At 32.0% G+C, this 21,021-nt stretch carries 21 protein-coding genes and 1 pseudogene; 18 read left to right on the top strand and 4 right to left on the bottom strand.

Annotated elements, in window-relative coordinates:
* The first annotated feature begins 268 nt into the window (after positions 1 to 268).
* The 6 genes from FFX44_RS00005 to FFX44_RS00030 all read left to right on the top strand — a co-directional run bounded on the left by FFX44_RS00005 (position 269) and on the right by FFX44_RS00030 (position 4,659).
* Entirely contained in the window at positions 269 to 781 is a 513-nt protein-coding gene (locus FFX44_RS00005; RefSeq protein ID WP_289976671.1) for an HAD-IIIA family hydrolase, read from the top strand.
* A 511-nt stretch (positions 782 to 1,292) separates the two neighbouring features.
* Positions 1,293 to 2,159, top strand: a complete 867-nt coding sequence (locus tag FFX44_RS00010) for an ABC transporter ATP-binding protein (protein WP_289977689.1) — start codon at positions 1,293 to 1,295, stop codon at positions 2,157 to 2,159.
* A gap of 1 nt (position 2,160) precedes the next feature.
* Positions 2,161 to 3,024 carry an ABC transporter permease gene (locus FFX44_RS00015; RefSeq protein ID WP_289976674.1) on the top strand — a complete coding sequence of 288 codons (864 nt, stop codon included), beginning with the start codon at positions 2,161 to 2,163 and terminating at the stop codon, positions 3,022 to 3,024.
* A 6-nt stretch (positions 3,025 to 3,030) separates the two neighbouring features.
* Complete coding sequence (locus FFX44_RS00020; protein ID WP_289976675.1) at positions 3,031 to 3,483, top strand: LytTR family DNA-binding domain-containing protein; 453 nt, start codon at positions 3,031 to 3,033, stop codon at positions 3,481 to 3,483.
* Between the two features lie 18 nt (positions 3,484 to 3,501).
* Positions 3,502 to 3,909 carry a DUF3021 domain-containing protein gene (locus tag FFX44_RS00025; protein WP_289976676.1) on the top strand — a complete coding sequence of 136 codons (408 nt, stop codon included), beginning with the start codon at positions 3,502 to 3,504 and terminating at the stop codon, positions 3,907 to 3,909.
* A gap of 102 nt (positions 3,910 to 4,011) precedes the next feature.
* Positions 4,012 to 4,659 (top strand): hypothetical protein, encoded by a 648-nt coding sequence (locus FFX44_RS00030; protein WP_289976678.1) that lies wholly within the window; start codon positions 4,012 to 4,014, stop codon positions 4,657 to 4,659.
* A gap of 107 nt (positions 4,660 to 4,766) precedes the next feature.
* On the opposite strand, the gene FFX44_RS00035 is transcribed toward FFX44_RS00030, so the two are convergent.
* Positions 4,767 to 5,942 carry a hypothetical protein gene (locus tag FFX44_RS00035; RefSeq protein WP_289976679.1) on the bottom strand — a complete coding sequence of 392 codons (1,176 nt, stop codon included), beginning with the start codon at positions 5,940 to 5,942 and terminating at the stop codon, positions 4,767 to 4,769.
* Between the two features lie 228 nt (positions 5,943 to 6,170).
* Positions 6,171 to 8,738: a YfhO family protein gene (locus FFX44_RS00040; protein ID WP_289976680.1), complete on the bottom strand. Its 2,568-nt coding sequence runs from the start codon at positions 8,736 to 8,738 to the stop codon at positions 6,171 to 6,173.
* Between the two features lie 417 nt (positions 8,739 to 9,155).
* On the opposite strand from FFX44_RS00040, the gene FFX44_RS00045 reads away from it, so the two are divergent.
* The 6 genes from FFX44_RS00045 (at position 9,156) to FFX44_RS00070 (ending at position 14,983) form a co-directional block, all read left to right on the top strand.
* Positions 9,156 to 10,337 (top strand): nucleoside transporter C-terminal domain-containing protein, encoded by a 1,182-nt coding sequence (locus tag FFX44_RS00045; protein WP_289976681.1) that lies wholly within the window; start codon positions 9,156 to 9,158, stop codon positions 10,335 to 10,337.
* A 196-nt stretch (positions 10,338 to 10,533) separates the two neighbouring features.
* Positions 10,534 to 11,859 carry a PTS transporter subunit EIIC gene (locus FFX44_RS00050; RefSeq protein WP_289976682.1) on the top strand — a complete coding sequence of 442 codons (1,326 nt, stop codon included), beginning with the start codon at positions 10,534 to 10,536 and terminating at the stop codon, positions 11,857 to 11,859.
* A complete protein-coding gene (locus FFX44_RS00055) occupies positions 11,846 to 12,700 on the top strand; it encodes an alpha/beta hydrolase (RefSeq protein ID WP_289976683.1) in 855 nt (284 codons plus the stop codon). The genes FFX44_RS00050 and FFX44_RS00055 overlap by 14 nt, the downstream gene beginning before the upstream one ends.
* Before the next feature lie 26 nt (positions 12,701 to 12,726).
* Entirely contained in the window at positions 12,727 to 13,197 is a 471-nt protein-coding gene (locus tag FFX44_RS00060) for a phage tail protein (protein ID WP_289976685.1), read from the top strand.
* A 96-nt stretch (positions 13,198 to 13,293) separates the two neighbouring features.
* Positions 13,294 to 14,064, top strand: a complete 771-nt coding sequence (locus tag FFX44_RS00065; protein ID WP_289976687.1) for an aminoglycoside adenylyltransferase domain-containing protein — start codon at positions 13,294 to 13,296, stop codon at positions 14,062 to 14,064.
* A gap of 115 nt (positions 14,065 to 14,179) precedes the next feature.
* Positions 14,180 to 14,983: an alpha/beta hydrolase gene (locus FFX44_RS00070; protein WP_289976688.1), complete on the top strand. Its 804-nt coding sequence runs from the start codon at positions 14,180 to 14,182 to the stop codon at positions 14,981 to 14,983.
* A gap of 27 nt (positions 14,984 to 15,010) precedes the next feature.
* Here the strand turns inward: FFX44_RS00070 and FFX44_RS00075 are convergent, their stop codons facing one another.
* Entirely contained in the window at positions 15,011 to 15,487 is a 477-nt protein-coding gene (locus FFX44_RS00075) for a winged helix DNA-binding protein (RefSeq protein WP_289976690.1), read from the bottom strand.
* 97 nt (positions 15,488 to 15,584) lie between these two features.
* On the opposite strand from FFX44_RS00075, the gene FFX44_RS00080 reads away from it, so the two are divergent.
* The 6 genes and pseudogenes from FFX44_RS00080 to FFX44_RS00105 all read left to right on the top strand — a co-directional run bounded on the left by FFX44_RS00080 (position 15,585) and on the right by FFX44_RS00105 (position 20,235).
* Positions 15,585 to 16,181, top strand: a complete 597-nt coding sequence (locus tag FFX44_RS00080) for an NAD(P)H-dependent oxidoreductase (RefSeq protein ID WP_289976692.1) — start codon at positions 15,585 to 15,587, stop codon at positions 16,179 to 16,181.
* Between the two features lie 148 nt (positions 16,182 to 16,329).
* Complete coding sequence (locus FFX44_RS00085) at positions 16,330 to 16,788, top strand: GNAT family N-acetyltransferase (protein WP_289976693.1); 459 nt, start codon at positions 16,330 to 16,332, stop codon at positions 16,786 to 16,788.
* A 148-nt stretch (positions 16,789 to 16,936) separates the two neighbouring features.
* On the top strand, positions 16,937 to 17,353 hold the full coding sequence (locus FFX44_RS00090; protein ID WP_289976694.1) for a group-specific protein: 417 nt from the start codon (positions 16,937 to 16,939) through the stop codon (positions 17,351 to 17,353).
* A gap of 256 nt (positions 17,354 to 17,609) precedes the next feature.
* Positions 17,610 to 17,714, top strand: a pseudogene (locus FFX44_RS00095) (IS200/IS605 family transposase); the annotation flags it as partial.
* A gap of 244 nt (positions 17,715 to 17,958) precedes the next feature.
* Positions 17,959 to 18,555, top strand: a complete 597-nt coding sequence (locus FFX44_RS00100; protein WP_289976695.1) for a VanZ family protein — start codon at positions 17,959 to 17,961, stop codon at positions 18,553 to 18,555.
* Between the two features lie 210 nt (positions 18,556 to 18,765).
* Positions 18,766 to 20,235 (top strand): hypothetical protein, encoded by a 1,470-nt coding sequence (locus tag FFX44_RS00105; RefSeq protein WP_289976696.1) that lies wholly within the window; start codon positions 18,766 to 18,768, stop codon positions 20,233 to 20,235.
* Positions 20,236 to 20,381: 146 nt separating this feature from the next.
* Here FFX44_RS00105 and FFX44_RS00110 read toward each other — a convergent pair whose 3' ends face one another.
* On the bottom strand, positions 20,382 to 21,020 hold the full coding sequence (locus FFX44_RS00110) for a TetR/AcrR family transcriptional regulator (protein ID WP_289976697.1): 639 nt from the start codon (positions 21,018 to 21,020) through the stop codon (positions 20,382 to 20,384).
* Position 21,021: the final 1 nt, after the last annotated feature.

Raw genomic sequence — 21,021 nt, forward strand, 5'->3', positions numbered from 1 at the left:
TTGTTTTTGAAGGTGCTGGCTGCAACCAGTGCTTTTTTTATTTTCAATTATACCAAAAGAGCTACACTAGAAAAATTATTATTTTTTCTAATGTGGCTCTTTTACTTAGGACTTATGGCACAGCCCCCATTTTCTGTCAATTTATGCAAAAACTAAGATAATCAGATGAATATATCATTACAAGATTATGTTAAAGTAAAAGTACTTATAGTAAAGTTTTCTGAATAAAGTTTCTTTTTTTAAAAAAATTTTAAAAAGAAGGTTAAAAATGACAATCACAACTGTATTTATTGATAGAGACGGAACTGTTGGTGGAGATGGACATTTTAAGATGATTGAAGATTTTAAACCTTATACTGGTTTTGATGAAGCAATTAGAAAATTAAAAAAATCAAAAATTGCTGTCTATTGTTTAACAAATCAAACACATATTAATTCCGGTGATATAGATTATGAGAAATTTAAAAAATCAATGGTGGAGCTTGGATTTGATGACGTTTTTGTTTGTCCTCATATTGAATTTGAAAACTGTGAATGTCGTAAACCTAAGAGTGGTTTGATTACGCAAGCTCATAAAAAATATAATTTTTCCAATGAATCAGCGATAATTATTGGAGATAGTTATAAATCTGATATGCAATTAGCTACGAAAGAAAATATCTTAGGTATTCACGTAGCAACGGGAAGAAAGGAAGTTCGAAATGATTATCACTTAGATAATATAATTGAAACAAAGGATGTAGCTTCAGCTTGCACTTGGATAGTAAGAAACAATTGTTAGTTATTTGGTAACACAAAATAATTGAAATATTTTTGACCGTTATCTCCTATTAGCAGATTATGACTCTGAATGAAGTCGAAATCTTAAAACACTTTGTATCTTTCAATGCTTTTAGAAATAATTTCGGAATAGATATTGTTGCAAGTAAAGATTTTGACTAATGGTTCTATGATTATTTTAATAACTCTAAAACAATCCGTGATTTCTCAAAATTACTGCGTAAAGCTAATCTTAAAATTAAAAAGTTGCTATTTTCTATTATTGTTCAAGTCTCATAAATAACAGTTTTCATTTTATTTTTTTACTTTCTGGACGCTTAAGAATAATGATAATAATCTATCGAACATACGTTTTGTGTAAAGCTAGAATTTTATTTTGTTAGTATATTAATTATTTCATGCTTAAGTATGTACCTCTTATGTTCATGAATTTGCTTCTTATCTGCAATCCCGGTAATTCTCTTTAGACATTTGCTACACTTCAGGTAAGCAAAAATAGGAGTGTGAAGATGATGAAAATGATTACAAGTAATTTGACTAAAAAGTATGGTCAAAAAGCGGCAGTTAATAACCTTAGTATAGAAGTTCCTGCACGTTCACTAGTCGCATTTTTGGGACATAATGGTGCTGGAAAGTCGACAACAATCTCAATGTTGATTGGGATCTTGCAACCAACTTCAGGAAGAATTGAATATTTTGATGATAACGGTCAAAGAAGGAAACCTAAGATAGGCGTTGTTTTTCAAAACAGCATTCTTGATGAAGAATTAACCGTTAATGAAAATCTGACTTTACGTGCGAAAATGCAGGATAAAGAATCAGTTAAAAATATCGATAAGTTTTCTAAGCTGCTGGGCTTGACGAGTTTTATTAATGAGCGTTACGGAAACTTGTCGGGAGGTCAGAGAAGAAGAGTCGATATTGCACGAGCATTATTGAATAATCCAGATTTCTTATTTTTAGATGAACCGACAACTGGATTAGATATTCAAACAAGATCTGCAATCTGGCAATTATTGAGTGACTTACGAGAAAAACAAGAACTAACAATTTTTTTAACGACTCATTATTTAGAAGAGGCTGAGGACGCTAGTCTTGTTTATATAGTTAATCATGGCAAAGTAATTGCAAAAGGTTCCGCGCAGGTAATTATTGCTGAAAATACTGCAAATTATTTGGAAATCGAAACAAATGAAGACATTACTTTATCCATTGATTTCCAAGAATTAGGGCCAAATCTGTATCGTATGATTGATATTTCTGTGCAAGATGCAATTGATTTCTTGCATGCCCATCAAAAATCAATTAATCATTTTGAGTACCATAAGGGGACACTTAATGATGCATTCATGAATTTAACTGGAAAGGAGTTGCAGTAAGATGCTATCACTTATTCAAAGAAACTTAAAATTATTTTTCCGCAATCGTGCTGGAGTTTTTTTCTCACTTTTGGGAGCATTAATTTCATTCGTGCTGTTTGTTATATTCTTGAAGGCAAACATGCTTGATTCATGGAAACAACTGCAACATCCTGCAAGAATGCTCGATCTTTGGGTAATCGGAGGCACATTAGCTGTGACAGGAATTACAACAACACTAAGTGCGTTATCCAGAATGTCATCTGATGCAGAACGTCATGTGTATGAAGACTTAATTCTGACGGGTTTGAGTCGCCTGAAAATTCAGATTAGTTATATTTTATCTGCAACAATTATTGGAACTGTACTTCAAGGGTTACTCTACCTTGTAATGATTTTTTATTTCAACAAAATTGATGGGACTCAAATTCAATGGTCAATCAGTCTGCAACTATTTATTGTTTCACTTCTATCTTCATTTTCAGCCGCATTGCTTAATTTTGTACTAGTCTTTTTCATGCGTAGTGTTGATACAGTTGGTAAATTTTCATCAATTGTTGGCGCAATGTCAGGATTTTTGGTGGGGACATATATTCCTGTAGGTGTATTGCCAGAATTCGCACAAAATCTTGTGAAATTAACACCTGGTGCTTATGTTGCATCTATCTATCGCCAGCTGTTAATGCATGATATACTTAAAAATGTTAATATGAATATCTTAGATAACTTAAAGAAAGAGTTGGGTGTTGGAATTACTTTGAATGATCATCTGACATCACTTAGTCAGAATATAGCAATCGTTATTGGTGTTATCATTGGGCTGTTAGCAGTGATTGTTATTATTAACACTTACTATCAAAGAAAACGAAGATTTAGTATGGAGTGACTTTATATGAGGGTTCGATTTGAACAAGATAATACACTGCGAGACGAAATTGATGTTGTTGTAAAAGCAAGCAGACAAAATAATGAAACAAGAACATTGATGGAGTATATTAAACGAGCCAATCAAGAATCAAGCAAAATAGTACCAGTTAAAACAGCTGACCGCATCATAATTGTTAAGATTGAAGATATTATTTTGGTTGATGTACAAAAAGATACATTAACAATTGAAACAATTACAGATCAGTATGTTTTACAAGAAAGGCTGTATAAGTTCATGCAAAAGCTTCATGGAGGACCATTTGTTCAAGTGTCAAAACATGCAGTGATTAACATTGATTATTTGATTGCGCTTGAAGACAGTTTTGCGGGGGCTATGACTGCACGATTAGAGAAGAATTTGCGTACAAATGTCAGTCGTAAATTTTTGGTGGAGCTTGAGAGACATCTGGGATTATGAGGATAAGAGGTGGTGTGTATGCTAAAAAGATTTAAGGATTTATTGAATTCTTTTTTAATTGGAGTGGGTTTTGGTGCAACGGTCTATCTTTTATTTATCGCTTTTGGCGTGGAACCCAAGGCTACAACCTTTAATGTTTTGAGTGTCTTAGTGATAAGCGGTCTGATTGGAATACTATCTTTGATTTTTGATGTGGTTGAATGGCCATATCTGGTAACATTATTTGTTCACTTTCTAGGTACCTTTAGCTTGGTAATGCTGATGATTTGGATAAATGAATGGCCAATTTGGCAATCATTTATCAGCTTTTTCTTAAATTTTGTCGGAATCTATTTAATTATTTGGTTTATAGTGAAATTAAAGTTATCCGTGAGTGTGAATAGTGTTAATCAAAGATTGCGGGAACGTAATGGGAGGCACAAATAGCGTTGACTAACTGAAAATTAATATTAAATTAATATTAATTAGACACATTTATAGAAAATAGTTAGAATAAGAAGTAATCTAAAATTCAAATGAGTGTAGAAAATGATTAAGAAAAGTGTACAACTATATATTAACTTTAGCTTCATCCTAATGATCATTGTTATTTGCAGAGAAATCAGTTTGCCCGCAATTTTAGGAGTATTTACTACCAATCGACATGTTGCTTTATTGAGTGATTTTGGTGCTCCAGGGATGCCTACTAGAAATCTTTTTAAGCACTGGGAATTTATTGATGGGATATTATTTGTCTTGGGTATTCCTTTTTATTATCAATATTTAAAGCCTATTAGTAATAAATACGCTAAATTATTTGCGGTTCTTGTAATTATTTATGGCATCGGTGATTGCCTTTTCTCTGCGTTGTTTGACTATTCTGGAAGTTATTTTGCAAATTGGCATAGTGGATTGCATGCCTTTGGTTCACTAGTTGGTTGCAGTGCATTATTTATTGCTAATTGTTTACTAATTTTACTATTGCTATTTGATAACCAATTGCACTTTGTAAAATTGTTTGTTGGGACTCAGTTAATTAGTATGGTGGCATGTATTTTCTGCCTGTTCTTAGAGTCTTACCCTCTAGTGGCAAGTTCTTTACAAATAATCGGGTTAGACGGGCTGTACATACCATTGTTGGTTTTAGGGTTATCGGCTGGGATCAAAAATCTAAGACTATGCGTTCTTATAGACTAATTTTTCAAACTAAACTGAATTGCAAATTCATCGAAAGATATCGATGAATTTGTAATTTAGTTTTTTTATTAAAATCTAATAGAAAAGAGATGAAATGAAAAGCTAAATCAAAGATTAAATTCTGAGTTGGTTTTTGAATAATTTTCTTCAGACGTTACATATGCAAATGTAGCAGTTAAAACAATATTATAGGAGGCTTCAACTAAATGTTGATCAATGGCTGAACTAATGATTGCTAGCAATAAAAAGGCCAGCAGGCCATATGAATTCAACTTGTATAGCTTGTTCAATAAGTAAAAAGTAAGTAGTAAGACAAAAAAAGATAGCAAAGCTCCCGAAATTACTAAGAGACGAATGTATGAGGAATCGACGTAAAAATAATTTGCGGGTGGTTGTGGCTGAATAGTTCCATTACTAATTTCAATTAGATGTTTACCAAATAATGAGACACCATGTTGCTTTAGTGCAATGAAACCAAAAAACAAGCGGTTTGACAATAGGTGATTTAATGTCTGGGACCAAGCCCAATATGGATTGTATGTGTAAGCTAATAGAATATTAATAGAGATATAAAGACTCACAAAAATTGCGATCCCACGAAATTTAATTGTATCAATCAGATATTTGAACCATTCATTTTTAAGGCCAATTAACCAAAGTAACAGCAGCAACACAAAGTCCAGTCGGGCATTCGTAAGTACAAAAACGATCCCAATTAAGCCTAAGCTAAGTAGGTGTTCAACTAACTTAAGCTGTAGTTTGCGCCATGCGTAGTAAGCAGTCAGCAAATAGAAAATACGGGCAGCAAAATCAGTAGGTGTTAAAAAGCCTAATGATAAGCGTAAAACGTATTTATTATCAAGTCGTGTAATGATTTGTTCAGGAATAATTTTAAAAATGCAAGCTGTGATGATTATAAATACGCAGAAAACTTCAATTCCAAGATAAGTTTTAAGAATTTTTTCAAAATCAACGTCATATGCACCAATTATAAAAAAGGAATAATAAAAAATGTTGGAATCATGTGAGATTCTTGTTGTTAGATAGAAAACAATTAAGATACCTAGAGTAATTAATTTATTTTTAAATTCCAAATCATCCAGTATAAAGAATTTAAAGCCAACAACTAACGCTATGATTTTTGTTAATAAAAAAATCTGATTCATAGTTACTATTTTGGGTACAAAGTAACTAAGCTGAATCGTCATTAGAAATAAAAAAAGTGCTAGACAAACTATATATATATTACTGCGTTGTTGTTTTAAATGATAAAAAGTCGACACAGTTTCTCCCCCGATTCGAAAACAATATAAGTCTCTTACTATTGTACTCTAAATTATTAAGACTTTCATTTTTTCAATATTAAATTAATCACCAAATTGTTGATTTAAAGATTTAAAAATCAAAATAGGGTCTTGATTAAACATAGAAGAGAGCTAATCCTAAAATTTTATTTTTGGACCCGGCTCATAGATTTAATTCAAGTTGATTAGAAATAATGAAAAAGGTGATTAAAGACCATTGACAAATTTTTTTCTCTTCATATCTGTAACTAACCAAAATATAATGATTAAGATGGCTGTTAAAGCTGTTATAAAAATTCCTAATCTTAAATAAGGGGTTTTATAAACCATAGAAATTTTATTGTTACCTGCTTTGATGGGTAATTTCACAAAAGTACCAGCAAAAACTTGAGGATTAACAATTCTACCATTCAGCTTAATTGTCCAACCACGTTCTGCCGAGATTGTAGAATAAAGATAAGCTCTTTTTTTAGAGTATACTGTTCCCTGAATATTTCCATTTTTAATGGATAGTTTCTGTGATTCTTGTCGTATTTCTTTAGTAACTTTCTTCAATTTTGGGAGATTTAATGAATAAAACTGCTGTGTCTTAATAGCATTTCGTTGAAGATTTGTATTAATTATTACCTGTTGCTGTTGAGTTTGAGTTGGAATATAAAAAAGAGAAGGTGACAGCCATTTAGCGTAACCAGTGGAGTAAACATTATTGACGTTTATCTGACTGCTATTATTGGACTGATTCCAAATTATATTGCCATAAAGTTGCATATTTCTTTTATATTTTGAATTCAAAACATATTTAACCGTACTATCAGGGTTTGTATGGATTGTATATTGTACAGGTTCATAGAGATTAAGTCTTTTGCCAATTAATTCAGTGTAGAAATTGCTAGTATAGTCAAATGAATTCCAGGTATTTAGATTAGCAGTTACATTCCTAGTATTGATAAATGCAAGTGGGAGATAGTACGGATTTTTATAAACCGTTTTACCGTTGATTTTTTTCAAAGAATGAACTTTTTGTAAACCATTAATCTTATAGTTTGAAAGAATATATTTTACACCGAGCAATGAATCAGATGCGACAACTGGAGAATTGACAATACTCATCCGTTCTAACTCAGTCCGATGGCCTAATAGATTTAATAATGCAAGCTGTTTTGGATTCATATTGGATACATAACCGGCTAAAGACCAATAATTGAACGCTAATGACTCATTATAGTTTGCGGTTAGGTTATCTGTTGCTTTCTGTCGATTAGTTGTCTGCAAGATTCGATAATTTGAAGGATCATATTTTTTTAACATATCAATTTGTTTTTGTTGATTAGAGACATAGCTTTTATAAGTTGAAATATCAGTATTTGTGGAAACTGACCATAAAAGTTTTGCATTTAATCCTAGTTCAAAAAGAACAGAACAAACCAGAACAACTGTGCCTAATCGTTTTAATTGCGTATTTTTTAAAGAAGTACTAAGTAGGAGTAGCGACGTTGTTAAAATGGCCATTGTCAAAGTGGCTATCAATTGTTGCACCGTGATATAGCTTCTGAATTGGTAAAGTAATATGGTTGTTGCTGCGAACGAGATACAACCCTTGATAATATCAATACGATCCTTTTTATCAAAATGAAGATTTGAAAAATATTCAGCAGCTACAAATATTAAAAAGAAGCTTGCCACATAGCTGTAGCGATACCAATAACTATCTACTTGTTTCATCAGCGAGAACAATAGTGAGAGAGGGACCCAATAAATAATGGCTAACACAACAATTGTCATTGTCAATATCAGTATTTTTTTTTGAGTACTAACTCTGTGAGATAAAATAGACGTAAAGATGGCAACAATGGGCAGACTACCACTATAAAGTGCAACTCCATCTGGAGAACTTGCAGTCCCAATTGAATATTTTTCAATAGTTGTTAAAAAACTACCATTGAATGCATTTCGTAGTAAACTCCAATCAAAAGCTCCTCGTGCACCAGTCTTGAGAGCATAAATTGTAGGTAAAAGAAGACATGCACTTAACAGCAAACCAAGAAACGCCCAGATGATAAAAATGCATATTTTCTTGCAAAAAGATCTTAATTGTTGTCTAAAAGAAGCGTGTTCTGGAGAAAGTGCAATTTCAAATAATAACCAGAAACAGGAAAAAAGGCCATTAATTATTCCCGTATACCAATTGAATATTAAAGATAGTCCCAACGAAATAGCAAGAGTATAAGAAGCTTTACCCTGAGATACTTGCCAAACACCTAACAAAACAAGTGGAAGCATGTATACTCCATCAAGCCACATGATATTGCAACTTTGTCCAATATTATATTGCATGAATCCATAGCAAAGAGAAAATATTATAATTAAAATTGTTTTTAACTTATTTTCGAAACGAATTCTTAGATAATAGCTAAATGTTAATATTGAAAGTCCTAGCTTAATTGCGACTGCTAAATCATAAAAACTATTTAATGAACTTTTATTAAAGAAAACGACTAATAAATTAATTGGTGAAGAAAGATAATAACTAAACAAAATGATGTTGCTACTACCTAACGAGTTACTAAATGAATAATTTAAACTGCTTTTTCCAGATAAGATATCTTTCAAATATGAAAAAAAGTCTAAATATTGGATGTTCGCATCTGCTACGGCTAAGCTTTTATTTCCAAATGGTGCAATTCTCAAAATAATAAAAAAGGAAAATATTACTATTATTCCAGCAATGCCTAAAATGAAACTTTGTAAAATAGGGTGTAATGATTTTTTTTGCATATTTATTCAACTCCTACATGTAATAATCCTTATAGAGTTTATCATGTTGAGAGAAAATGTAAAAGTTTAAGAACAGGTAAACAAGTTTTAAAATAAAAAAGTTGTAGCATGGTTTTACTTAGCTGATGTGAACCCTTAAAGTTGGACAAATATATTAAGCTGCTTTTTACGGTGAGTTCCTGGTGCTTTACTGGTGACTTACCATTCAGTTTTGTGAGCTTTCCCAATGATAAATAGTTATTTTTAATAAAATTTTAAATTTAATTTTCTGACTCAACCGCATAATGAGATTAGTCATTTCTTTGTGCATCTTTATGTTAAAATGTTCATTGGTGTGTTTTGGAAATCAACCATTACATTCACTAAAATAAACAGAAATTGCAATTAAAATTTCTGTCAATATTGTTGGAGGTTGAAATGAATTTTCTGTTTTTAATTACTGGTTTGCTTTTTGTATTTTTAGTTAGTTGGGTCGCAAGTGGTGACCGAAAGAATGTAAAGTACAAAAAAATAGCGGTTTTGTTTTCATTGCAAATTATAATTTCTTTTCTATCACTACACACTGCAGGTGGTATTAAAATTTTATCTGAAGTTTCAGCATTTTTTAATTGGTTAATGACGCAAGCTGCTGGTGGAGTTGATTTTGTCTTTGGAGGAGTAGTGGTTAAGTCTGGTAGTAGTGTTTTCTTCTTAAATGTTTTAATGCCAATCGTCTTTATTTCTGCTTTGATTGGAATTCTTAATTATATCAAGGTGCTGCCTTTTATAATTAAGTGGTCGGGCTGGGCACTTAACAAGATTACACATGTTGGCGAATTGGAGAGTTATTTTGCTGTTTCAACAGCGATTTTAGGACAACCCGAAGTCTACTTGACTATTAAAGAACAAATTCCCAAACTTAACTCAAAGAGGCTTTATACAATTTGTGCTTCTGCAATGAGTGCAGTATCTGCATCGTTAATTGCTTCTTATATGAAGATGGTTCCTGGAAAATTTGTTGTGGTTGCAGTTTTCTTGAATATTTTATCAGCATTAATTGTTTCCTGTATCATAAATCCATACGATGCTGATGAAGATGAGACAATCAAAATTGCTTCAGTTAATGACCAGCCGTTCTTTGAAGTTTTGAGTACTTATATTACTGATGGCTTTAAGCTGGCAGTCACGGTTGGAGCAATGCTGATAGGATTTGTAGCTTTGATTACTTTTTTAAATAATTCATTCTTAGCCATAATTCATATTTCGTTTACCACTATCTTGGGATATATCTTCTCGCCAATTGCATGGCTAATGGGCGTTCCGAATAGGGATGTTATCAAAGTTGGTAGTCTAATGGCGACTAAGTTATTAACTAATGAATTTGTTGCGATGGGTGATTTGCAAGGGATGACCGCACACTTATCAACTAAGGCAGATGCCATTATTTCTTCATATCTGGTTTCTTTTGCTAACTTTGGGACTATTGGGATTGCAACCGGTTCGATTAAAGCTATCAGTCAAAAGCAGGGCAGCTACGTTGCAAAGTTCTCATTGAAACTTTTGTTAGGAGCGACTCTTGCTTCAATTCTGACAGGAACAATTGTCGGTTTGTATTATTAAAAACACAGATATTTTGAGCTTTATATTGAAGGAGGGTGGGTTAAAATTAAATTTTAATCTGACCTCCTTCCTACATTTGTTACGCTTAATCAAATCTTAATTTTGATTATCCCTTAAAAGGAGTTCGTTATGAAGAGCACTAGAGTTATAATTAAGCAGTGTTGATTTTTAAACAACTTAGTAAAGAAGGTATATGATGAATAGACGTCGCACTAACTTTTTATTCAAGATTGATAACATCGTGGCACGCCAGCATTGTCTGCTGATAATACGTGAAGCTGTAACAGTTTTGTTTCCATTTGTTTTAGTGGGCTTATATGTTGAACTGTTAAGTGATGCCATTTTTCATAAACATGGATTTTTGAATAATATCTACCATATCAGTCAATGGTTTCCAGGTTTTAGAATATTTTCCAGATACTTTACAATATTGGATTTGAGTATAAATGGTGTAATTTCCATTGCATTAACATTTTTAGTAGCTAAAATAACTGTGCGAAAATCTTCTGATAATCAATTGGCTGCCGGTCTGACTGCAGCTTTTTCCTTTATGATGGTGAACTTTAATCGAAGTATTTTGGGACATACACAACACTACTATGGGGCCAGTCGTTTTCTGGAAGGAAACCTAGGCTATAGTGGAGCCTTTATTGCCATAATTGTCGGTTTAACAACTGGATGGATCTTCAATCGATTTGCGGCAATGAATAAACATAGACGTGGACTTATTGAACAAAGGGCCACACTGACAATCCAAACACAAAAGTCGATTATGCCAATTCTGATAACTTTTGTTTTTTTTGGTCTGCTTAGCTGTATTGTAAGTTTACTGGTCAAAATTGGGGCTAATGGCTTGTTATCCAGTCCCTTACAGTTTTCATTTACGGGATACAGTTGGATTCTAGGCTCTGCTATTTTATCGATAATTATAAATAATTGTCTTTGGCTATTGGGATTAATTGGCTATTTTGATTTTAATAATGCTAGTTCTAGCAGTATGGTGCAGAATTTAGAGTATGCAATTCAGCATGGATCTTCTTGGGGTGCACCAAATCAGATGTCGATTCACACTTTAGTTGACAGCTTTGCTAATATTGGTGGTCCTGGAATGGCACTGTCACTTTTGATCGTAATAGTCTGGCGTTCACGTAATAAAGACTTACTAACAATCGGGAAGACTGGTCTTTTTCCAAGTATTTTCAATATTAATCAATCACTTTTTATGGGAACTGCACTATTGTATAATCCATTGTTAATTATTCCTTTTCTATGTACACCGGCAGTTAGTGTGCTGATTACTTGGATTGCACTAAAACTTAATTTTATGCCGCCCTCAGTATATCCGGTTAGTGAAACAACTCCTGGATTTTTGGCTGGATGGCTTGGTACAGGGGGAACATGGCAAGCATTTTTGATTAGCATACTGAATCTCATGGTTGCAATTGTACTTTATCTACCGTTTGTTTTATTACATGACCACTTTGAAGGTGTACGCAAGGAAGGAGCAGATGATGAAAACTAAGTGGTTTTTTGGAGGACTTGCTATACTGGTGTTGCTAGCAATATGTATTCCGGCGTATAACTGGAATCACAGTAATATTGCACGCTTAAGAAATTCTGGTAAAACTCAGATGGCACCGATTATAATGGTTCCGGGGTCGAGTGCAACTAAAAATCGTTTTGATAGCTTGATAACTGAGTTGGGCCATGAAGCTCCGCAAGATCATAGCGTATTGAAGCTGGTTGTTAAAAAGGATGGTAGAATCACTACTACTGGTACAATCCGTCGTAATGATAACCAACCTTTTATTGTTGTCAGCTTTGAGAATAATAAAGACGGTAAAGTCAACATTGATAAACAAGCAGTTTGGTTAAGTGCTGCTTTTAAGCAATTGGTACAGACCTATCATTTTAATCATTTTTCAGCTCTTGGCCATTCTAATGGTGGGTTGATACTAACTTTATTCCTTGAAAAATATCTCAAGAAAACACCATCTGTCAGAGTTGATAAGTTAATGACAATTGCTAGCCCTTATAATATGGAAGAGAAGAGTACTACGTATAAAACGTCGATGTTTAAAGAATTGTATGCTTATCGTGCTGGATTACCAGCGTCTTTAGTCATGTATTCGATTGCTGGAACTGAAAATTATAATAGTGATGGAACCGTTCCATATAACAGTGTTAACTTTGCTAAGTATATTTTTCAAGACGAAATCAAGAATTTTACTGAAATCACTGTTACTGGCGCAAACACTGCACATTCGGATTTACCGCAAAATAGACAGATTGTATCGTTGATTGGACAATATATTTTAAGAGAAAGTTTTCCAAGAAAACAGGATAAAACACAGGGAGAATAGGCAAGTTTATTATAGAAGGGAGAAATATGATGTATAAAGTAGATTTTAAAAATATTCAAATAAAGGGTTTGGAAAATTCACCTGTTGCTGCTTCGTTGGCTGGGCTTCGTGCTAATGAAGCTCGTTACTTTTGGAATAAGTACAAATTCGAATATATTGCATATCCAGCAAATGAAAAGACAAAAGAAATTGAATGGTTAAATAAAATTTTAAAAGAAGAAAGAAACTTAGAATTTAATTCACCTATTTTAGAAGTCGCAGTTTATGAAAATGATAATATATATTGGCCGGATTTCATTTATCAAAACGGAATGATTATCAATGTGCTTTATGAGAAACAAGGGACTAAACCTAAGAGAGCAGTTGGATTAAAGTTGTGTGAAGATATGGAAGTCCCAGTTGAATTACAAGGTAAATTCAACTTTGCGCACCAACGTTCAAAGCTGGCAGGTTCAATTAGGGGGAGTTATTTCAAATTGAAGAAAGAATGGCTATAAATTATTTTTTAGCTTAATTATGTATGAGCATAGTAGCTACTTAGTTTGTTAATCTGACTGTAAATCTAAAAAATGAATTACTTAGGTGGTGAAAGTGTGGATACCACAGAAGAACTACTCACGCTTCTAAAACATGGATACAAAAAAATATTAAAAAATAATTTAGTTGGTATATATATCCACGGATCATTTGTTCTGGGTTCTTATAATGAAGCAATTAGTGATTTAGATTATCTTGTTGTTGTTTATAATCCGCTTACCTTGGTTGTTAAAAAAAAGCTTATAGAGTATACAGTTGGCAAACTATGGCCATTGGCTCCCACAAAGGGCTTAGAGTTTCACATTATTCTATTGAGAAATACCTTAATATTTAATGAGCCAGTACCTTTTGAACTACATTTTTCTAAACAGCATTATTGGAAGTATATAAATAACCCAATAAAATATATTTATGAAATGCATGGTTCAGATCTAGATTTGACCGCTCATCTCATGATTACCACAAAGTTTGGACAAGTTTTAGTTGGCAAACCAATTGAACAAGTATTTTGTTTAATTCCAAAATCATCTTATTGGAATAGCATTTTATATGACATTTTAGATGCAAAATCTACAATTACAGAGCAACCTATGTACACTGTATTAAATCTTTGTCGCGCACTTGCGTACAAGAAAGCGAACATAATTACTTCAAAACTTTCAGGAGGGCAATGGGGACTTAAAAATATTCCAGCAAAATACAGTGAACTCATTAAAAATACTTTAGATGAATACATTTCCACTTTAACTAATAAGTATAGAAGAAGTTACAATGATTTAGTTTTGATTGAATTTGCAGAATATATATTGAATAAGATTAAGGAGTAGCCAATACAGTTCTAAAAATGTATAAATACATTAATTTTTTTGTTTATTAACTACGTTTTAGTTATATATATTAACTAATAAGATATTTAACAACAGGCTAAAATGGAGGTGCTTTATGCAGCAACTAATCAATGATATTTTAATTCATTATGAGATAGTAGGTACAGGTGAGCCAGTTGTTTTTCTTCATGGTCTGTGCTTAGATCTTAATTCTATGAATCGGCAGTACGAACCTGCATTCAGTGGAAAAAAATATCAACGTATCTATATTGACCTTCCTGGGATGGGAGAAAGTCAATCTTTTTTCGAACCACAACCATCTAGTGATCATCTAATAGATTTAATTATAAGATTTCTTGATTCAATTAGAATTGATAAATTCTATCTTTGTGGGCACTCTTACGGTGGATATTTAAGTTTGGGAATAGCTCATAGTTATCCCAGACGTGTAAAAGGATTGTTTCTAACATGTCCAGTTGTGACTGCAAATTCAAATAAAAGGATTGTTGAAACTCATATTAATATCCAAAAGACAAACTTCAAAATTCAAAGTAATAGATACACAGAAGATTTTTTGAAAATGAATGTAGTTATCAATGAAATCTCATGGTATAAGTATACAGATGAGGTTATTCCTGGGCTTAGAAACTGTAATTTTAACTTTATTGAAAGGCTGCAAGCTGATAATTTTAGTCACTATCAATTTAAAAATGAATTGGAACTTAGAAACTGGAACTCAGAGATTCCTGTTTTCTTGTTGTTAGGTAAACATGATCAAATTGTTGGTTTCAAAGAACAAGCAGAAATGGCTATGAATTTTAAGAACTGCAACTTGTTGGTTTTAGAAAATGCAGGACATAACTTACCAATTGATCAGCCAAAGTTGTTCAATAGTTGTGTTACCTATTTTTTCAATTAGATATATATATTTTTAGCGAACTACAGGCTAGTTTTCTCGGAGCTCGTTGATTTTTCTAAGAATTTCAGTTAATTTCTGCAAATCTGAATTACTAAAGTTGGTTCCCAGTTCGTTTAATTTTTTGTTTTCTTTTTCATGATATTTTTCATGAAGTTTCGCAATGATTTGACCATTTGCGGTTAATTTCAAATAAACGTCTTTTTTATTATCACTACGATGATACTTTCTTATTAATTCTTTCTTTACTAAACGATTAACTATTTTCGAGACAGTTCCTTGAGGAAAATAAACAGTGTCTACTAATTCCTTAATTCTGATTTCGTGACAATTTGCAATACGACTAATAATGTCTAAATCGGTCACGGAAATCTTAGGGATAATGTCGCTTACAGATTCTTCATCATATTCTAATAAATGTTCATGAACTTTTTTTGTGTTATCAAAAGCAAGATAACGATGAAGTTCCTGATCAAGTTGGTGTAATAATGGGTTTAATTTTTGCATATATATATTCCTCCGAATATAAATTGACAGTTTGTTTGATAGCTGTTATTATTCATTATATTCCACGGAATATAAAAATGTAAAGAAGGGATTTAATATGCATGTAGCTCTGGTACTCGATCATCCATATACTTTAGAATCAAGTCAAAATATTTTCCACAAGAGATCGTACTCTGCGGGACTTGCTGAAAATGCCATTGCTTCTTTGAAAGCCCAGCATCATACAGTTGATGTAATTGATCTCCAAGCAGATAAGTATAATCCGGTTATTACTAAAGAAGGATTAATTAGTTGGCGAACTAAGAAGTATGTCGATATAGAAAGTCAAAATTATTTATTGCGTCTAAAAAAAGCAGATGAAATAATTTTTATTTTTCCTGTTTGGTGGGAAGTCATGCCTGCAATGTTAAAGGGCTTTATCGACAAAGTATTTTGCAAAGGACAGGTAGAAAAGATAGCTGGTCAGCGACAAATTCTTAATTTAAAAACTAAAATTCGCGTTCTGGCAGTAATCGGTACACCAAATATTATTTACAAGTTACATTATCGCAATCCTCTAGGTAATATGTTGAAGAGAGGAGTATTTGGCAAAATAGGATTAAAAGATTTTAAAATTATTTATTTTAATGCGGAGGATCAGACAGAGAAAAAGCGATTACGTGCACTCAAAAGTGTTGGAAAATATATCTTGTAAGCTGTTAGCATCTGAAAATAATAATTCAAATTAGGTATTCGCCAATGGCACTTGATAGTATAATTGAAAATATGAATTACGTTCAGAATGCACGCAGGTATAATTTATTATCAAGTCAGTTATGATTATTGATAAGAGGAGTGATTTTATGGAGCTAAAGAAAATGGATTTAGAGGGTTACAAAAAGTATATTGTTGGAACTATCAAAGAATATGCTTCTGAAAAGGTCACAGCAGGGACATGGCGTGCTGAAGAAGCAATCAAATTAGCTGAAGAAGAATATAGGCAATTACTTCCTAATGGATTAAAGACAAAAGAGAATTACTTTTATACTTTCAACATTGACCAAAAAATGATTGGCTATTTGTGGTTAGCTAGAAGTAAAGCAAATCCTGAAGATTCTTTTATCTATGATTTTGCAATTGAACCTGAATTTCAAAATAAAGGTTTTGGTACGCAAGCAATGGGAGAAATCTTTATAGAAGTAAAAAAATTAGGCTTTAAGAAAATTGGTTTACATGTTTTTGGTAATAATGAGCGTGCAATTCACGTTTATAATAAACTTGGTTTTATTCCAACTGATATTACTATGAATCGTGATATATAATAGTAACGCTGATTAATTATACAAAAAAGCTAAAATATATTATTTTATGTTTTAACTTTTTTGTGATGCATCTTAGTAAAGACAATAACCAACGTTGAAAAAAGATAAAAAATAACCATAAAATTAAAGTCTAATGGAGACAAAGTCGATGCATAATACTGATGTAAAAAAATTTTATATTGCTGGTTCTTTTAGGTATGTGTCACTGATAAATAATCTATCCGCCAGTCTAGAAGATCTAAACTTTACAAGAACTTATGACTGGGCTAAAAATAAGGAAGTAGATACTTTTAGGAAATTGCAAAGCATTGCTAATAAAGAATATAAAGGTATATCAGATTGTGATTTTTTGATTTTTGTATTTCCAGGAGGAAAAGGAGCAAATATTGAATTTGGTATTGCTACAGCTCTAAAGAAAAGAATTTATGTGTTAGATTTAATAGATAAAATTCATGATGTTAAGAAAACTTGTACTTTTTATTATCTGGATAATGTTTGTAGATTTGATGGAAAAATAGGGGAGTTCCCAGAATTTATTGCAAATCAGGAATTAAGACATAAGTGATTCCGTGACAAAAATTGACTTAGGAGCAATCTGATTCCAAACAAATCTAGTTGCTGCAAGTTCTCAACTATTTGTTTTTGTCGTTCTAAATTAGGATATATCCGTAGTTTAAGCCTTTTATACATTCAGGTTCACCTCTTTTGATGTTAAGTTTTTCCCCAAAACAGACACCTAGTTTCATTGCTAAGTTTTTTAAAGGAAACTTCGGAACAATTTTCAGAAACAAAAGAACAGCTTTGGAGGACATCTATGGTCGCATAGCTGCTTTATGAGTACTTTAGAAAATGTTTCAAAAAAAGTAGTTGTTAAATATATTGAGAACCAAGTAACAGAATACAACTCTGGGCGGTCAAGACACTAATTCATCTTACGCTTAAAATCATAAGTTTTCTTAGTTACCGACCCTATAAAAAAATTAGAGTGAATTACTTGCGAAATTACAGGAGCTTAAAAATATATTTAGTGAGAATCGTTTTTATAAAGAAAGGTAATAATCTTTAGAATTTTTTATAACAAAAAGTAAATATATTTCATCTTTTAAGAACATTTTGTTCATTGATAGTCAGTATACTAGAGACAATCAATATTTGAGGAGGGTGAAATTTATGCTAATTGACTATCAATTTTACTTACCTGTTATAACAATTACTCCATTTAAATTAGGCTTTTTTCTCCTGCCGTGTGTCCTTGTTTATTGGACACATACCTCATTTCCTAAGATAAGTAAACGTAATATTTTGAAGGGTGCATTCTCTTTTTATCTAATCTGTGTTGCTCAGTTAACGATCAGCATTAACATTTATACTCCGCGAACCTATCTTGGAATGATTCGTTTGACCCATGGATTCGGATATTTTGATAGTATTGAATGGCATCCGCTTGAGATGTATAAAACGATATATACGGCTGCTTCACAATATACAATTGTTGGAAATTTGGTGATGCTTATCCCATTGACGTTATTTATCTCACTTCTTTGGGAAGATAAAGCAACCTTCAAAAAAATGTTTACCATTTCATTTTTGACTTCATTGACTATAGAGAGTTCACAGTTGTTGCTATCCTACATTTATTTGGAACATCGCCTTTTTGATCTCAATGATTTATTACAAAATACACTGGGTGGATTAATCGGATTTGTTTTGTTTTTTGCGATGCGAAAAATAGTTCCAAGTCTTGTCAGTCAAAGAAAAACAAGTTAAAACAAAAATTCATAGTTTAACGAATGAAAACTTTGTGGTGAACAAAATCCTGCGAAGTTTTTTATTCCGCAATTTATAAATACGCATAATTATGGCAATCGTAATCAATTTACACAAATACATAATATGATGTTATAGTAGATTAGTTAATTAGCAATTTTAATGCAATAAAAATAGAGATTATGCAAATGTATTTAGGGGGATATCATTTTGTCTTTTGTTAGGGAAAAATTCGATAGTTTTGTAGTTATTATATTTAGTATTATGTTGGGAATGACACTTATAGGGGCTATAAGGTCCGAGAATTTGTTAATAAGCAATACAACTGCAAGAATTTTTAGTGTTCCAATATTAATTTTAGTGATATTTTTCTTATTCCGTGTGGGTACACTAAATAAGTTTTTTAAAAAAAATGCAGTGCTCTTGGGGATTATAGGCTTATTGTTAACTTTTATAATTCAAATATATGCAGTTTATCAGACTCATCCAGCAATTGGTTTTGATTTGTGGGCTTTTAAACATGCCATTGTTTCAAAAAGTTTAGATGCAGAATCGGCTTATTTTAGCCATAATCAAAATAACATACTGATGTTGTTAATTCAGCGTAGTTATTTTAGTATAGTCGGTATAAAAAATTATTGGCTCAAGCTGGACTTATTGAATATAGTGTTAATTGATTTTTCAGTTATAATAAATATTCTCACAGTATCTGTATATAATAAAATATATAAAGCAAGGGCGATCTGGCTTCATGTAATTTTGTTATTTTTCTTTCCGATGATTCTTGTCCCATACTCAGATACATTTATTTTACCTTTTGTATCATTAGAGTTATTATTGTTTGCAGGTATTATTCATTCGAAAAGATTGATATTTACAATTGTGTATGCCATGATACTTGGGCCTCTAACAAGCTTCGTCTATTTTATAAAGCCATCAGCCATAATTCCAGTAATAGCAATTGTAATTATGGTAATACTAAGGTTAAATAGAGTAGGTAAAAAAGAAATACTAATTACGGCCCTTTTTTTGCTAATGTTCATAAGTGCATCTATCGTAATAAGCAATTTTATCGCTACACAAAAATATATTGAGATCAATAAACATAATAATACTCCGCCTATACATTTTATTGATATTGGAATGAGTGGACAGACTGGTGGTTATGATATGGATTCAGTAAATATGATGAACAAGTTAAAAAGTCCACAGCAAAGGGAAAAGTATTCTGTCCATCATATAAAGCAAACCCTAGGTAAAAGAGGTTCCTTAGGGTACTTCAAGTTTTTGATATCTAAGCAAGGATATAATACTTCTGATGGAACTTTTGGCTGGCTGCGCGAAGGAAACTTTATAGTTGCAAGCTCAAAAGTGCATACAAATGTATTTAAACAATATTTATATGCCGATGGTAAGTATCTACCTGATTTTAATTTTTGGGCACAGGTGTTGTGGATCGTGGCTTTAGGTATTTTGCTTTTAGGTTTTGAAAACAGGGGATTATTGGAACAAACATTGAGGCTTGGAATTATTGGCGGATTTATATTCTTACTTCTTTTTGAGGGAGGAAGAAGTAGATATTTAATACAGTTTTTGCCATTGTTCTTGGTATTGCTAGCTTTAATAAATTTTTCTGGAATTATAAAATTAAAAAAGCTGTATCTTACATTAAAAAAATAAGTATATTCATACATTTTTTTACATGAATAAAATAAAAAGCGACTAAGTCAAAAAGTTAAAAATTGATTTAGTCGCTTTATACATTTTGTACAAATTTATTCCATGATCTGCAAAATTGTATCACATTTTTTTGAGAGGGAATCATTTTATTTCCAACCAGTTAAAATTGCTCGGACTCCCATGAGAAATTGTTCGTCACTGGTAAATTGCTCGTTTTGAAGGGATGTTAGAAGACTATTCAGCAGTTTAGAATTGGCTTGTAAATCTTTCATTAAAGCCGGATCAACCTGACCACCATGTTCTGGTTCGATAGCTTCTGCCCAAACGAAACCTAGTGTGTATGCGGACAATGAATTAATCAAAAAAACAGTGGTGGGTTTAATTTCTAAACCATTCATTTTCAACTTAACTAGGATATCTTCTACTAATATAAATTCCGTTTTAGTTACTAATGGATGAGTTGAGATTAAAGGTAGAGCATTTGGATGTTTTAATAGGGTTTCACGTAAATGAATCATTATGGCACTAATTTGTTCTTGCCAATCGATGTATACAGAATCCTTTTTTTCAAATAAAGCAGTTTGCCAAATCCATTCTACTAATCCATCAAAAAGGGTATTCTGGTTAGGAAAATAGCGATAAACAGCCATTGGTGAAACATCCATATCATGACCTAACTTCCTCATTGAGAACTTTTGGAGACCGCTTTGATCTATAATTCTGAGTGTGGTTTCAAGTATATAATCCTTACTCAGAGTTTCTTTTGTTGGTTTAGCAGAGTGCATA

This window comes from Lactobacillus sp. UCMA15818, from assembly GCF_030400225.1.
In the GTDB taxonomy this organism is placed as follows: Bacteria; Bacillota; Bacilli; order Lactobacillales; family Lactobacillaceae; genus Liquorilactobacillus.

Excerpts from the sequence above, each read along its gene's own strand:
- FFX44_RS00005 (WP_289976671.1), top strand. The coding sequence starts at position 269 with ATGACAATCACAACTGTATTTATTGATAGAGACGGAACTGTTGGTGGA.
- FFX44_RS00010 (WP_289977689.1), top strand. The coding sequence starts at position 1,293 with ATGAAAATGATTACAAGTAATTTGACTAAAAAGTATGGTCAAAAAGCG.
- FFX44_RS00015 (WP_289976674.1), top strand. The coding sequence starts at position 2,161 with ATGCTATCACTTATTCAAAGAAACTTAAAATTATTTTTCCGCAATCGT.
- FFX44_RS00020 (WP_289976675.1), top strand. The coding sequence starts at position 3,031 with ATGAGGGTTCGATTTGAACAAGATAATACACTGCGAGACGAAATTGAT.
- FFX44_RS00025 (WP_289976676.1), top strand. The coding sequence starts at position 3,502 with ATGCTAAAAAGATTTAAGGATTTATTGAATTCTTTTTTAATTGGAGTG.
- FFX44_RS00030 (WP_289976678.1), top strand. The coding sequence starts at position 4,012 with ATGATTAAGAAAAGTGTACAACTATATATTAACTTTAGCTTCATCCTA.
- FFX44_RS00040 (WP_289976680.1), bottom strand. The coding sequence starts at position 8,738 with ATGCAAAAAAAATCATTACACCCTATTTTACAAAGTTTCATTTTAGGC.
- FFX44_RS00045 (WP_289976681.1), top strand. The coding sequence starts at position 9,156 with ATGAATTTTCTGTTTTTAATTACTGGTTTGCTTTTTGTATTTTTAGTT.
- FFX44_RS00050 (WP_289976682.1), top strand. The coding sequence starts at position 10,534 with ATGAATAGACGTCGCACTAACTTTTTATTCAAGATTGATAACATCGTG.
- FFX44_RS00055 (WP_289976683.1), top strand. The coding sequence starts at position 11,846 with ATGATGAAAACTAAGTGGTTTTTTGGAGGACTTGCTATACTGGTGTTG.
- FFX44_RS00060 (WP_289976685.1), top strand. The coding sequence starts at position 12,727 with ATGATGTATAAAGTAGATTTTAAAAATATTCAAATAAAGGGTTTGGAA.
- FFX44_RS00070 (WP_289976688.1), top strand. The coding sequence starts at position 14,180 with ATGCAGCAACTAATCAATGATATTTTAATTCATTATGAGATAGTAGGT.
- FFX44_RS00075 (WP_289976690.1), bottom strand. The coding sequence starts at position 15,487 with ATGCAAAAATTAAACCCATTATTACACCAACTTGATCAGGAACTTCAT.
- FFX44_RS00080 (WP_289976692.1), top strand. The coding sequence starts at position 15,585 with ATGCATGTAGCTCTGGTACTCGATCATCCATATACTTTAGAATCAAGT.
- FFX44_RS00085 (WP_289976693.1), top strand. The coding sequence starts at position 16,330 with ATGGAGCTAAAGAAAATGGATTTAGAGGGTTACAAAAAGTATATTGTT.
- FFX44_RS00090 (WP_289976694.1), top strand. The coding sequence starts at position 16,937 with ATGCATAATACTGATGTAAAAAAATTTTATATTGCTGGTTCTTTTAGG.
- FFX44_RS00100 (WP_289976695.1), top strand. The coding sequence starts at position 17,959 with ATGCTAATTGACTATCAATTTTACTTACCTGTTATAACAATTACTCCA.
- FFX44_RS00110 (WP_289976697.1), bottom strand. The coding sequence starts at position 21,020 with ATGCACTCTGCTAAACCAACAAAAGAAACTCTGAGTAAGGATTATATA.